Raw genomic sequence first — 13815 nt, forward strand, 5'->3', positions numbered from 1 at the left:
TTACACCGGTGGTTGAGAGCTACACGGTAAGCGCCCCGCTGCCGGAGATTGTTGTGACTGTGGGTGAAATGCCGCCAATCGCGGCGCGCGGGTTGGTTACTCCCATGTTTACCACAACCTACGACATATGGGTGGGCGGCGTGCAAGTGACCAGTGAGAACAAAGAGGATGTGCTTGGCGATACAGATGGTGATGGCGCAACCGTCACCTATAACAGTGACACAAATACCCTCACACTGAACGATGCGGCAATTACCACTGGGTACACATTGTCAGCAGCTAACTACGGTATTTATGCCCCGAACGGTCTTAAGCTCAAATTGGTGGGCGCAAATTCTATTGCTCTTCCGAATTCTCTAAACACTATATATGGAATTTGTACTCAAGATAGTGACCTCCAAATCAGTGCGGAAAATAACGGCTCGCTCACTGTAACCGGCAGTACTAACTTTGGAATTTATAGCGAAAATCTAACTATCAACAGCGGTGCAATTACCACTGTGGGTTCGGTGATTTTTGTGGGGGAATCCGTATCTATCAGCGGAGGAACCGTGACAAGCACCGGAGGCACTCAAGGAATTGTAGGGGGAACAATAACCGTTAGCGGCGGAACGATAACTGCAAGCGGTAGTGTTAAGGCATTGACCAACTCTGTCGGGTCTCCTGATTTCACAGGTATGCAGGTGACGGCAAGCGCCAATATGAACGGAACCCCCGCTGTTTCATATAATGCGGCGAATCTTTCAACCTATAAATACATCAAGGTGGAGCCGGGCGCAGCGGGCACCACAGCCCCCACAGTTACTTCGGTAACGGTGCCGGGGAACGGAACGTATTCTGCCGGAAACAATTTGGATTTCACAGTAACTTTTGACGAGAATGTGACTGTAAACACCTCCAGCGGCACACCGTATCTCTCGCTGATCATCGGTAGCACGTCACGGCAGGCCACTTATGTAAGCGGCAGTGGCGCAAGTAATCTGGTCTTTCGTTATACGGTGCAGGCGGGCGACAGCGACAGTAACGGCATCAGCATCGGCTCGCTAATCCTAAACGGTGGCACCATCCAAGATGGCGCAGGAAATAATGCGAATCTGACGCTGAACAGCGTAGGCAACATGACCGGCGTACTGGTGGATACCTCAGTGGCTCCTTCCATCACAGGCCAGCCATACCCTCAAACGGTGAACGAAGGGCAGTCGGTTAATTTCTTGGTTACGGCGACCGGAACGGGTTTAACCTATCAGTGGCAGGTTAACACTGGCAGCAGCTTTGCGAACATCTCGAGCGGTGGAGTATACAGCGGAGCCAGTACGTCGACGCTGACTATCACCGGGGTAACCGCAGGGATGAACGGCTATCAATACCGTGCCATCGTCAGTGGTACGGTAGCGCCTGTTGCTACCTCAAATTCAGCCACGCTAACGGTAACCGCTGCGCCCAGCTACACCATTACAGCCAATCCGACCGCCAAGGACTTCGGTTCGCTGACGGTGGGCTACACTGCCCCAGCAGCGCAGACCGTTACCATCACAAACACTGGAAACTCCAGCGTGGCACTGACTCAGCCGACCAGCACCAGCTATACCATCGGCGCACTCAGTACCACTACACTGGCGGCAGGCGGTACGGCTACCTTTACCGTTGCACCGAAGGTCGGTCTTGCGGTGGGGAATTACAATGAAACGCTGACAGTAAGCACCAACCACAGCACCAATGCTACGGTGAATTTAAGTTTCTCTGTGACGGCGGTTCCTACCTACACCATCACAGCCAATCCCACCAGCAAGGATTTTGGATCGCTGGAAGTGGGCTACAGCGCCCCGACAGCGCAGACCGTCACCATTACAAACACTGGAAACTCCAGTTTGACGCTGACCCAGCCGACCAGCACCAACTACACCATCGGCACACTCAGTACCACTACGCTAGCGGCAGGCGATATAGCCACCTTTACCATTACACCGAAAGCCGGTCTTGCAGTGGGCAATTACAATGAAACCCTGAACGTAAGCACCAACCACAGCACCAACGCTACGGTAGGACTGAGCGTCTCTGTGACGGCGGTTTCCACCTACACCATCAGCGGTACCATCAAGGGCAGCGATACAGGCAGCGGCATTAACGGCGCTTCTGTGTGGTTAAAGAACGGAAGTGGCCCTGTAGGTACTCCGGTACTCACAGATGCAAACGGAGCCTACACCATTTCCAATGTTTCGGCAGGTAGCTACAGCATTGATGCAGGCGCTCCCGGCTACTACCTCGGCACCATCAGTAGCGTTACGGTATCCGCAAATGTAACCGGCAAAGACTTGACATTGACCAGCATCATGATATTCACTCCTGTAACGGATATCACCATGACCAATGCCGCTTCTGTGCAGGCGGGCAGTGGTTTAACCTTGACAGGAATCGTTTCTCCCGCCAATGCCACCAATCAAAGCATTGTCTGGAGCGTGGAAAACGCAAACGGCACGGGCGCAACCATTGCAGGCAGCACCTTTAGTGCAACGTCGGCAGGTACAGCCACGGTGAAAGCAACCGTTGCAAACGGCTCGACCGCAAGCAGTGATTACACAAAAACCTTCGATATTACTGTAACGACGATACCGGTTGTAACCCACACCATCACAGCAACAGCAGGCACTGGGGGTAGTATTTCCCCCAGCGGCAGTGTGACGGTGGACAGCGGCACAAGCAAAGCCTTTACCATCACACCCAGCAGCAATTATTCTATCGCGGATGTGAAGGTGGATGACGTAAGCCAAGGAAAGATTACAAGCTACACTTTTTCTGGCGTAAGCGCCAATCACACCATTGCGGCAACATTTAGCTACAATGGCAGCTCCGGCGGTGATGGCGGCGGCAGCTCCTCGGACAACAGCAGCCCTGTCATCGTCACCCCGCCCGCACCGGATAAGCCCAATTCACCTACACAGGGGGAAATCAAGGTTCCCGGCACAGCAGACGGCAAGGGCAATGTCATAGTGAACATCACTGGCAAAACTGTGACTGACGCCTTTGACAAGGCATTGGCTGAGGCCAAGAAAAACGGCACGGAGCAAAATGGCATTACAGTAGTTCTCCGTGTGGACACCGGCAATAAGACAGGCTCTAATGTTACGGTCAATCTGCCTAAGACCGTGCAGGACACTATCATTGAAAAGAAAATTGTCAACACCATTGTGGTGGTAGATAACCCCGACATCCGAATCGGCATGGATTTGGCTACCGTGCAGGAAATCAACAAACAGGCAAAATCGGATGTCAACATCACCGCCACCCGTGGGGACAGCAGCAAGCTGACCGGTGATGCGAAAAAAGCCATCGGCAGCCGCCCGGTATTCGACCTCAATGTGAACTACGGCAACGGCAAGGCAGTCAGCAGCTTCGGCGCAGGCAGCGTATCGGTAACTATTCCCTACACCCTCGGCGCAAATGAAAACGCAGGAAATGTGCAGGCGGTCTATGTGGATGCCAAGGGCAAGGTACACTGGCTCACAAACTCGGTCTATGACAGTGTGGAACAGGTACTGCGTTTCAGCACCGACCATTTTTCCACCTACGGCATCGGCTACAAGCAGACCAATACCGCATTTACAGACATTGCGGCTCATTGGGCAAAGGAAGATATTGAGTTTGTGGTAAGCCGAGGATTGTTTAGCGGCACTTCTGAAACCAAGTTCAGTCCGAATGCCGCTATGACGAGAGGAATGTTTGTCACCGTCCTCGGACGGCTGGCAAGCGCCGATGTAAGCGGCTACGCAAAGAGCAGCTTCAGCGATGTGAAAAGCGACGCCTACTACATGGGCTACATTGAGTGGGCAAGCAAAAACAACATTGTAAACGGGGTTGGCAATGGAAGGTTTGCCCCGGATCAGTCCATCACCCGTGAGCAGATGGCGGTCATTATGAGCAACTATGCCAAGACCATCGGTTATACTCTGCCGAAAGTTCATGTGGAAAATACCTTTGCTGATAATGGAAAGATCAGTGCCTATGCCAAGGAAGCCGTGAAGCAGATGCAGATGGCAGGGGTTATCAGCGGCAAAAACGGCAATCTCTTTGACCCGCAGGGTACAGCCACAAGAGCCGAGGTGTCTGCTGTGCTTCGCCGCTTTGTGGAGCTGGCAATTTCCAACGACACGGCGCAGGGCTGGACCATGAACGATTCCGGCAAATGGATGTACTTCAAGGATGGCAAGCCCCTCACCGGCAAGCAGGACATTGATGGTGGGGCCTATACCTTTGACCAGTACGGCGTGACGGCGGATGTGCCCAAAAATCTCCGCTATACAACCTACATCGTACAAAAGGGCGACAGCTTCTGGCTCATTGCACACAAGCTGGGATGCACAATGTCCGAGTTGGAACGGCTGAATAACAAGAGCCGGTTTTCTATCATTTACCCCGGCGATGTACTCCGAGTGCCGGAAAAATAAAGCACAGACAACAAAATGAATAATGCCAAGGGCAAACCCGGTTAAAGCCGGGGACGCAAAGCTGAGGATCTAAGGCGCAAATGCGCTATGATAGTCTGGCTGCAAAACCGCGCAGAGCCTGCCCTATATTCTGAGGGTGGGCTCTTGCCATATTTTACGGGTATTTGTGGTATCGGGCAGGGCTTTCGTTCTACGCCACGGCTCGTACATACCACCTCTCAAATATACAATTTAATAGCCATATTCTAAAAAAGTCAGTATTTTGCCAAGGGCAGCGTACTGACTTTTTTTGTTCGACAAAAAAACCGTTTATATTCCTTTTTATTCCAAACAAGGACCTTGACGGCTGTCTGATTGTCGAACCGCGCTGCCGCTCTCCACCCCCCGATCTGTTTTCGCATTCCAGCAAAACAGATCGGAGGAAAGGAACATGAAGAATTATAAAGATAGCGATTATGCAAGGAATAAATTCAGCGATGGCATTGTCTACCGCTTTGCAGACCGTATCGTGGAAATTACGCTTAAGGATTACCTCGCGGAAAATCCAGACAAAACGGTAGAGGATTTTATGGATCTGAAAGCCCTGTCAGATGAAATTTATCATCAGCAGGTTATAAACGATAATCGGACAAGCCGTTTGGATGTGAGCATCAACGGACTGGAGGATACCGGGCAGCTTGCCACAGCCCCTTTGGATACGGAATGGATACATAAAAGTGATAGTAGAAACGCCATGGAAGCAGCAAAGCAGCTTATGGACAGCGGAGATTTGACAGAGGTACAGCGGCGGCGGTTTATTTTGCATTTCTTTCAAGGGTTATCCTATCGGCAAATTGCAAGCCGTGAAGGAGTGCATTTTACTTCTGTTCACGAAAGCATCGAAGCAGCTACGGCAAAACTGCAAAAGTTTTTTGAAAAAATTTAATTTTATACCCCTACACCCCCCTGTTTTTTTGACATTGGTTGAAAGGAAAATTTCTGAGCTTCCTTTCACCTGAACATTGAAAACAGAATACGGGTGTGATGGTTACATTACCGGCAAGAGAAGCGACATGACGGGACACGCGAAGACGAGGGCAGCGCCCTCCGAGCGAGAATGTCTGCGGTTGTTACGCTCTGTGGTGGAGCGGATTGCGATGATCCTTGCCGGTGATTATGATACTTCTGTTTTGAACGCTTCACCGCATTGAACAGCCCGGCAGGATGACCGGGAAAATGCATCACCCTCATTTGAGAGAGAATGAGGGGCGGCTTTTATGGATTCCGTGTAACCGCGCGGAACGCTCATCACACCTTCTTTTTTATAAAACCTCTATCGGAGCGATAGAAACCATGCGGCGGAGCCGGCTATTTTGTCAAAAGACAACCAAACCGTTTCCGACACCGCCGCATTCTTGTGTCGCTCCTTTAGGATTCAAAGGAGGCATAAAAGCTATGAATGAGAAAAAAGTCTGCATGGCAGACATTCAAAATAAGATTTATGAAGCCGGTTTGTTCCGACCGGACGAAAAGGTGGTACTGACCACCAAGAATTGCGTCCTGCTTGAGCTTTACACCGGCAAAACATACAGCTACCGTATGGTAGACCTGACAACATTAAAAGCGAAGAGACTGTTTTCGCGCCAGAAGTCCTTGTCGTTTTCCGGCTACCAGAAAGCCATTGAAAAAATGCTGGCACAGGTATCTGAGGTGGAAGAACCGGAACACGCAGATAAGCATAGCCGTGCGAGAGAGCTTCTGATCTATATTTTTACTGATATTCTGCCAAAGCATGGTATGACCTTTCGGGAAAACCAGTTGTCCCTTGCTCTGTCAATGCTGGATGCTATGGAAGAAACCAAAGTGGCACTGTGCGAGGCAGAAGTGGGCACGGGCAAGACCCATGCCTACATATTGGCGGCAACAATCTACCGCCTGTTCCATGGAAGTAGTCAACCGGCGATCATTTCCACTTCCACCATTGCCCTGCAAAAAGCATTGACCGAAGAATATATTCCGCAGATTTCCAATGTCTTAATGGAACATCGTATTATTGAAACCCCTTTATCCTTTGTGGTGCGTAAGGGGAAATCTCACTATGCCTGTGATGATCGGGTGCGAAATTACCGTTCTTCCACTGTAAATAATGGGCGTGAGGGAGATAAAGAACTGATTGAAACGCTGGATTGTTTATATACCGGCGCCTGCTCCATTGATTTAGACAGCCTGCCCCTGACCGATTATGTCAAAGGGCGTATCTGCGTGGAACGTTGCCATCTGCATTGTGATCTCGCCTCTATTTGCCGCTATCGCAATTTTATCCTTAGATCGCAGACCAATGCATTTGACTTTCAAATTGCAAACCATAACTTGGTATTAGCGGATGTGCTAAGTCAAAAAGGTGGAAGGAACCGACTGTTTCCAGATTGTGGTCTGTTGATTTTTGACGAGGCTCATAAGTTGCTAGATGCAGCAAGACAGATGTACGGAATGACCCTTGAAAGTGTGGAACTGGAACGGCTTACCTCTAGCATCTACCGCTCCATCGGCAGCCAGAATACGGATAAGGGTGAGATTTTAAGGCTTTGCGAAGAAATGCTGCGCCAGAATACAGCATTGTTTGAAAATCTGAAAAACTCCGCAGGCGTGAGCTATGACAAAACCTGTTCGGCGGTAGAAATTCGCTTTGACAGTATACAGAATCTGAAAGCACTGACAGAGATATTACGCAGACTGTCAGTGCTTTTCTTTACTAAGGATTATAGGAAAGCCGCAGCCTATGGGCGATTGGTCAGCCGAATGGAGCAAAAGCTCTCCAAGCTGATGATTTTGCTGGACTACTCTCAATCAATATGCTGGCTGGAGCATACCGGCACCACCGCCTGTCAGGTCTGCTCCCTGCCAAAACAACTGGATTTTTTACTGTTTGAAGATATTTGGGATAAGGCAATGCCTTATGTATTGACATCAGGAACACTGTCAGTTGGCGGCGATTTCAGCCATTTCAAACATCAGACAGGGATTGATTTTCTGGATATCAAAAGACTGATAGAAACCAGCAAAGCATCACCATTTAACTACCGGGAACACGCATTGTTATATCTTCCAAAGGATATGCCATTTCCTGATGTGAAGAACGATGAATACATGGAAGCCGTGATTACCCAGCTCACAGAGCTGATCCGGCAGACCCACGGACATACATTAGTGCTGTTCACTTCCTACCGTATGATGGAGATTATCTACACTGGGCTTTCCGACAGAATTACGAATTACCCATTGTTTCTGATGGGCAAGGGTCGGCTAAACGCCATCGAATCCTTTCGGAATAGCAGAAACGGCGTGCTGCTTGCCAGTGACAGTGCTGGTGAGGGTATTGACCTGCCCGGAGATATTCTATCATCATTGATTGTGGTCAAGCTGCCATTCCCTATACCTGATCCGGTTGGAGAATATGAAAAATCTCTCCATGACAATTTTTACAGCTATCTGTCTGATGTAATTGTCCCCAGCATGATTATCAAGCTGCGCCAGTGGATCGGTCGTGGAATTCGCAGGGAAACCGATACCTGCGTGTTTTCCATCTTGGACAGCCGTGCCAGTGGACGCTACATTAATGATATTTTGGCTGCTCTGCCCGATATGCCGGTAACTGACCGGATGGAGGATGTGGGGCGGTTTATTGTGTCCCATAAGGATCAAAGTTACTTTGCATAGGACAATCACGATTTTTCATACAGTGTAAGAGAAGCGGTAAAGGAGGTCATGCCATGCAGCCACAAATAATTACGCTCAATTCATCCTGTAAGGATGTAGATATAAGAACGGTAGATCGGAATACGCTGGTCGATATCAATGACGTGAATATAGATAAAAAGCTCCCAAGGGAACAGCGGCTGGAAGATTATGTCCGCCAGATTGGAAATCCGTATTGCTACAAATGCGGTGAAGCCATTGTGAAAATCAGTTTTTCCGAAACAACAGCGACCCTTGAGGATCGCATTGAAAATTACTTAAAAACATTTTAGGAGCGGAAAATGGATCAGACATACTGTAGCGGATTTTTCTTTTTGTCTGGACGCGAAATTGTTTCTATGCTACAATGAGTCGCAAATAGACGTAACGGTGGAAGCCTGTTGTTGAAAAGTCCTGCTGATTGGAAATTCAACGATTAGGAGGTTCCACTATGGAAAAGTTAATAAAAACGAAATGTTATCGTGCGGCTATCTATGTGCGTCTTTCCAAGGAAGATGGCGATAAGGTAGAGAGCGACAGCATTGTGAACCAAAAGGAATTAATCAGGCAGTATCTTACGGATAAGCCTGATATTGAAGTGCACTCTGTCCGTGTTGATGATGGATACAGTGGTGCCAATTTTGACCGCCCGGCCTTTCAGCAGTTGCTAAAGGACATCCGAAGCGGTCAGATTGATTGTGTCATCGTAAAGGATTTGTCCCGTTTTGCAAGAAATTTCGTAGAAGCGGGGCGTTTCCTGGATCAGGAGTTTCCGCTGTATGGAGTCCGTTTCATTGCCATTAACGATGGCTATGATTCTATCCAGAGAAAAGGCGGAGCAGATGATATTGTACTTCCCTTCAAAAATTTGGTGAATGATGCTTACTGTCGTGACATTTCTGTAAAAATCAGGAGCCAGCTTGAAGTCAAACGAAAAAAGGGAGACTTCATTGGCTCCTTTGCCGTATACGGGTATCTGAAAGACCCTGATGACAGGCATAAGCTGGTCATAGACGAGTATGCCGCCGATGTGGTACGGGATATATTCAAATGGAAGCTGGAGGGACTCAGCCAGCAGCGTATTGCAGAACGCTTGGATGACCAAGGTATCCTATCCCCTATGGAGTATAAGCGTTACTGCGGTATGAAGTATAAGAGCGGTTTTCAAATCAACCCACAAGCAAGATGGACGGCTGTTGCTATAGGCCGTATCCTGAAAAACGAATTTTATGTTGGTACCTTGGTGCAGGGTAAGCGAAGTACCCCAAACCATAAAATCAAAAAGCTCATGCAAAAACCCGAAAACGAATGGGTTCGCATTGAACATAACCATGAGCCAATCATTGAAAGAGAAATCTTTGATACGGTAAACCGCCTTCTTATGAAAGATACCCGGATTGCACCACAGGAGCAAACGGTATATCTGTTCAGTGGACTGTTATTCTGCGGGGATTGTAGACGCAGCATGGTGCGAAACAACAATAACCGTGGCGGTAAAATCTATACCTACTATATGTGCGGCAATAACCGAAACACGAAGATTTGCTCCAGCCACAGAGTCAAAGATACCCTGCTGGAGCAAACGGTTCTTGCCAGTATCAGAAGTCAAATTGATGCCATCCTTGATGTTGAGAAAATGCTGAAACGCATTGATGATATGCCCTACCGTAAGAGTATATCCAGTCGGACAGGGATTCAGGCAGAGCAGAAAAAAGAGGAAATTGAGCGGTATAAACGCTTGAAAAAGGCTTTGTTTGAATCTAAAGTGGAAAAGCTCATTTCTGAAACAGAATACTTTGAAATGAAGCTTCAATACGATGAACAGCAGAAATCAGCCGAAGATGATTTGCACAGGCTGGAAAAGGAGCTTCATACCGCCACCTTTAGCCTAAAAGAAAATAATAACTGGATAGAGATATTCCGGCAGTACCAAAATATTACGGAGCTTACAAGGCCCATTGTGGTTACTCTGATTGACCATATCAATATCTATGAAGGAAACCGCATTGAAATCGTATTTCAGTATCAATACGATTTTGAGCAGGCACTGAAAGTCATTTCCTGTGCAGAAACTGCCGATGCCACCTCACCGGAAGAAGCGGAGGTGGTCTAAATGGCGAGAAAGAGCAGACAAAACGCTATTGCCGCTTCTCTAAGCGGAGTAGCGACAGAAAGCGTTGCTTTACCGGAGCGAATTTATAATACGGCTATTTATGTGAGACTTTCCGTAGAAGATAACAATTATGGCGCAGAAAGCGAGAGCATTCAAAACCAGCAACTCATGCTGGAACGCTTCGTCAGTGAGCAATCAGATATGCGGCTGTGCCAGATATTCTGCGATAATGGATTTTCAGGCACAGACTTTGAGCGTCCCGATTTTGAAAAGATGATGGATGAAGCCATGGCAGGGCGGATCGACTGCATTGTAGTCAAGGATCTCTCCCGCTTTGGCAGAAACTATGTAGAAGCCGGATATTACATCGAAAAGACCTTCCCTACTATGGGAGTACGCTTTATAGCGATGCATGATGGTTATGACAGTCTCACAGATGATGGAAGCAATTCCATGATTATTTCGTTGAAAAATCTAATCAACGATTTTTATGCCAAGGATATTTCTCGAAAAATCAATACTTCCTTGGAAACAAAGCAGCGAAAGGGCGAGTTTATCGGTGCTTTTGCCCCCTATGGTTACAAGAAATCACCGGAGGATAAGAATCAGCTCATTCTTGACGAGGATACAGCTCCTACGGTATATCAGATTTTTCAGTGGAAGGCACAAGGGATTGGAAATACCACCATTGCCCGAAAGCTCAACGTAGCAAATATTGTTTCGCCCTCCCTTTATTTATACCAAAAGGGTGAAATCAAAAAGAAACCGCAAAACGAGTTTTGGCAGGGACAGATGATAAAAGTCATTACGGATAATCTCATCTATACAGGCTGTATGGCACAGGGTAAGACGAAGAAGGCTCTTTGTGATGGACTTCCTACCACAAAGGTTCCCCGTTCCGAATGGATTGTAGTTCCCCATACCCACGAAGCCATCATAGACGAGGAAACCTTTGAGAAAATTCAGCGACAAAAGGAACAGATCCGACAGCAGGCTGTAGCGTTAAGAGGAAAGTATGATAAGCATGGAAAAAAGGAGAATATTTTCGCAGGGCTGTTGTATTGCGGAGATTGCCACACCAAGCTGGTACGCTATAAGGATGCAACGGCTACTTCTGTCCGCTATTATCAGCAGTGCAGAGTTTATAATGAGAACCTATCCCATGGGTGCATAAAAAAATCCACCCGTGAGGAAGTGCTTGAAGCTGCTATATTTTCCGTGATCCGCAGTCAGATTGATTTGGCTGTGGATATGAAAAAACTGCTGATAAGGTTTAATGAGTCCTCTGCCTATCAAAAGCATATCCGTTATTTGCAACGGAACATACAGACCCTACAGCAGAAAATCAAACGGATTACTACATTGAAGAACACGCTATTTGAATCGTTTGATAACGGCACCATTTCCGAAGAAGATTTCCTCTATATGAAGGAACGCTACAACGGAGAAAATGCCGGGATTAAGGAAGAACTACAACAGCTCACGCAGGAGCTTACAAAATATACAGAGGAACTGACTGCTAAAAATAAATGGATTACTTCTTTTGAACGCTATGCAAAGGAACAAATACCGACAAGAGAAATGATGCTGGAGCTGTTCAGCCGTGTATGGGTTTGGGCAGATAACCGGTTTGAGGTTGTCTTAAATTTCAAAGATGAGTTTCAGCTCATTATCAGCAATGTAAAGGGGGCGGAGGCTGTATGCCAAAAACACTCGCTCTCTATATGAGGTTATCGTCTGAGGATGAAAATATCGGTGAAAGTGACAGTATTAAAAATCAAAGGGAGCTTCTCCATGGATTTGTCTCAGAAAAGCGTGAGTTTAAGGATTGGGAGATTTTAGAGTTCCAAGACGATGGGTACTCCGGCACCAACTTCAACCGTCCGCAAATCAAACGCCTGCTTATGCTGGTCAGACAAAAGCGGATTGAATGCATTATCGTAAAAGATTTTTCAAGGTTTGGACGTAATTATATTGATGTATGCGATTACTTGGAGCAGGTATTCCCTCTTTATGGGGTACGCTTTATTGCAGTTAACGATAGGTATGACAGCAACCAGACCAAGGGAAGCTCTGTCGGAATGGATGTTGCATTAAAGAGCATGGTAAGTGAGCTTTATAGCCGTGACATCTCAACGAAAATCCGTAGTTCTAATAAAGTCCGGTGGTCTAAGGGCAAATATCTTGGAACGATAGCATTTTATGGCTATCAGCTATCGGAAACGCAAAAAAACAAGCTGGTGATTGACGAACAGGCAGCGGTGGTGGTAAGACGTATTTTTCAACTGGCCGCGGATGGCGTGAATCCCAATGAGATAGCGGTTCTTTTGAATAAAGAAAAGATACCTTCACCACTGGCTTATCGCAAGCAGAACGGTACAGACCTCGACCGTGGCTGGAAAGTGGCTGATGATCGTCTATTATGGACACGATTTGCTATCAAGCGGATTCTTCGTGACGAACGGTATACCGGGAAATTGGTCAGCTATAGACGGACAAAAGCGGATGTATCAACAAAGCGGACAAAGGCGAATCCAAAATCAGAATGGATTATTGCTTCGGATACGCATGAGCCGATTGTAACACAGGAGCTATTTGAGAAAGCTGGTATTTGGTTTCCGAAAAAGGATAATTCGCGAAAACCTGTTCCGTCCAGAGGGTATCCGCTGACCGGAATTTTGAAGTGTGGATATTGTCATCACAATCTGACCCGTGCCAGTGTAAAGCAACCCTATTATCATTGTTACATGGCAAAGTATGAAGAAAGCACTCCATGCAGTACAATCAAAGTAATGGAAACGGCATTTAGCGATATTCTGCTTGCTATCATCAATAAGCAGGTTAGCTTTGTACTTCGTGATGGCAGAAACCCTTCGGAGTTCACCTTGACCAACCATGAACGGATACAAAGTCTGCAAAAGGAAATCCAGCTCAGACAGCAGGAAATTGAAAAGCTTCGTGTAGCTAGGAAAAATGCCTTTGAAGAATATTGTTTTGAACACATTTCTAAAGAACAGTATGCAGCAATGCTTGAAGCTAACACCCGGCAGATGAACCTGATTTCAGAAAAACTCAAGGAACTGCAAATAGAATGTTCTTTGATCACAGAAGATAAGCAGGAAACAGAGTATCAGCAAGTTCACCAAAAATATGAGTTTGCTGATCAGCTTACCAAGGATATGGTGCTGGCCTTTGTGAAAGAGATTTCTGTATTTGAAGATGAACGATTTGAAATTGTGTGGAATTACGAGGACTATTATAAAGTGACAGGATTGTTGTAAAACCAGACAGGAATGGGTTAATTGTGAGCCAGCATCAGCAGTTTTTTGCTGATGCTGGCTTGTTTCGTTTGTTTTCGGGAAGAAATATTCCTTTTTTGTTGTAGTTCTTGGCACAAACTTTAATGGAGTTTTCTTTTAGAGCAAAAAGAGAGTAGATAGAGAAGTTTAGAAGTGAGCCATTCCTAGATTATATATTAGGGAAAATTGCGATGTAAATTGCTAAAAATAAGCTGTCAATAATAAAACATAGAAATATTAAAAAGGT

The 13815-nt window shown here is 46.8% G+C and carries 7 protein-coding genes and 1 riboswitch; all 7 genes read left to right on the plus strand.

The features are described 5' to 3' along the window. Positions 1-1553: 1553 nt before the first annotated feature. The 7 genes from ACYVD3_RS07720 (at position 1554) to ACYVD3_RS07750 (ending at position 13550) form a co-directional block, all read left to right on the plus strand. Positions 1554-4442: an S-layer homology domain-containing protein gene (locus ACYVD3_RS07720; protein WP_460641927.1), complete on the plus strand. Its 2889-nt coding sequence runs from the start codon at positions 1554-1556 to the stop codon at positions 4440-4442. A 20-nt stretch (positions 4443-4462) separates the two neighbouring features. Then, a riboswitch (cyclic di-GMP riboswitch) is annotated at positions 4463-4549 on the plus strand. Positions 4550-4872: 323 nt separating this feature from the next. Next, positions 4873-5367, plus strand: a complete 495-nt coding sequence (locus ACYVD3_RS07725) for a sigma factor-like helix-turn-helix DNA-binding protein (protein WP_460641928.1) — start codon at positions 4873-4875, stop codon at positions 5365-5367. Positions 5368-5876: 509 nt separating this feature from the next. Further along, positions 5877-8138, plus strand: a complete 2262-nt coding sequence (locus ACYVD3_RS07730; protein WP_460641929.1) for an ATP-dependent DNA helicase — start codon at positions 5877-5879, stop codon at positions 8136-8138. 53 nt (positions 8139-8191) lie between these two features. Then, entirely contained in the window at positions 8192-8449 is a 258-nt protein-coding gene (locus ACYVD3_RS07735; protein WP_460641930.1) for a DUF6870 family protein, read from the plus strand. A gap of 158 nt (positions 8450-8607) precedes the next feature. Continuing rightward, positions 8608-10269, plus strand: coding sequence for a recombinase family protein (locus ACYVD3_RS07740; RefSeq protein WP_460641931.1), 1662 nt, complete (start codon positions 8608-8610; stop codon positions 10267-10269). Next, positions 10270-11997, plus strand: a complete 1728-nt coding sequence (locus ACYVD3_RS07745; protein ID WP_460641932.1) for a recombinase family protein — start codon at positions 10270-10272, stop codon at positions 11995-11997. After that, a complete protein-coding gene (locus ACYVD3_RS07750) occupies positions 11970-13550 on the plus strand; it encodes a recombinase family protein (protein ID WP_460641933.1) in 1581 nt (526 codons plus the stop codon). The genes ACYVD3_RS07745 and ACYVD3_RS07750 overlap by 28 nt, the downstream gene beginning before the upstream one ends. The last annotated feature ends 265 nt before the right edge of the window (positions 13551-13815 follow it).

It is taken from the genome of Lacrimispora brassicae (assembly GCF_054772055.1).

What these genes read in the sequence shown, in the direction of transcription:
- ACYVD3_RS07725 (WP_460641928.1), top strand. Translation starts at nt 4,873, where the DNA reads ATGAAGAATTATAAAGATAGCGATTATGCAAGGAATAAATTCAGCGAT.
- ACYVD3_RS07730 (WP_460641929.1), top strand. Translation starts at nt 5,877, where the DNA reads ATGAATGAGAAAAAAGTCTGCATGGCAGACATTCAAAATAAGATTTAT.
- ACYVD3_RS07735 (WP_460641930.1), top strand. Translation starts at nt 8,192, where the DNA reads ATGCAGCCACAAATAATTACGCTCAATTCATCCTGTAAGGATGTAGAT.
- ACYVD3_RS07740 (WP_460641931.1), top strand. Translation starts at nt 8,608, where the DNA reads ATGGAAAAGTTAATAAAAACGAAATGTTATCGTGCGGCTATCTATGTG.
- ACYVD3_RS07745 (WP_460641932.1), top strand. Translation starts at nt 10,270, where the DNA reads ATGGCGAGAAAGAGCAGACAAAACGCTATTGCCGCTTCTCTAAGCGGA.
- ACYVD3_RS07750 (WP_460641933.1), top strand. Translation starts at nt 11,970, where the DNA reads ATGCCAAAAACACTCGCTCTCTATATGAGGTTATCGTCTGAGGATGAA.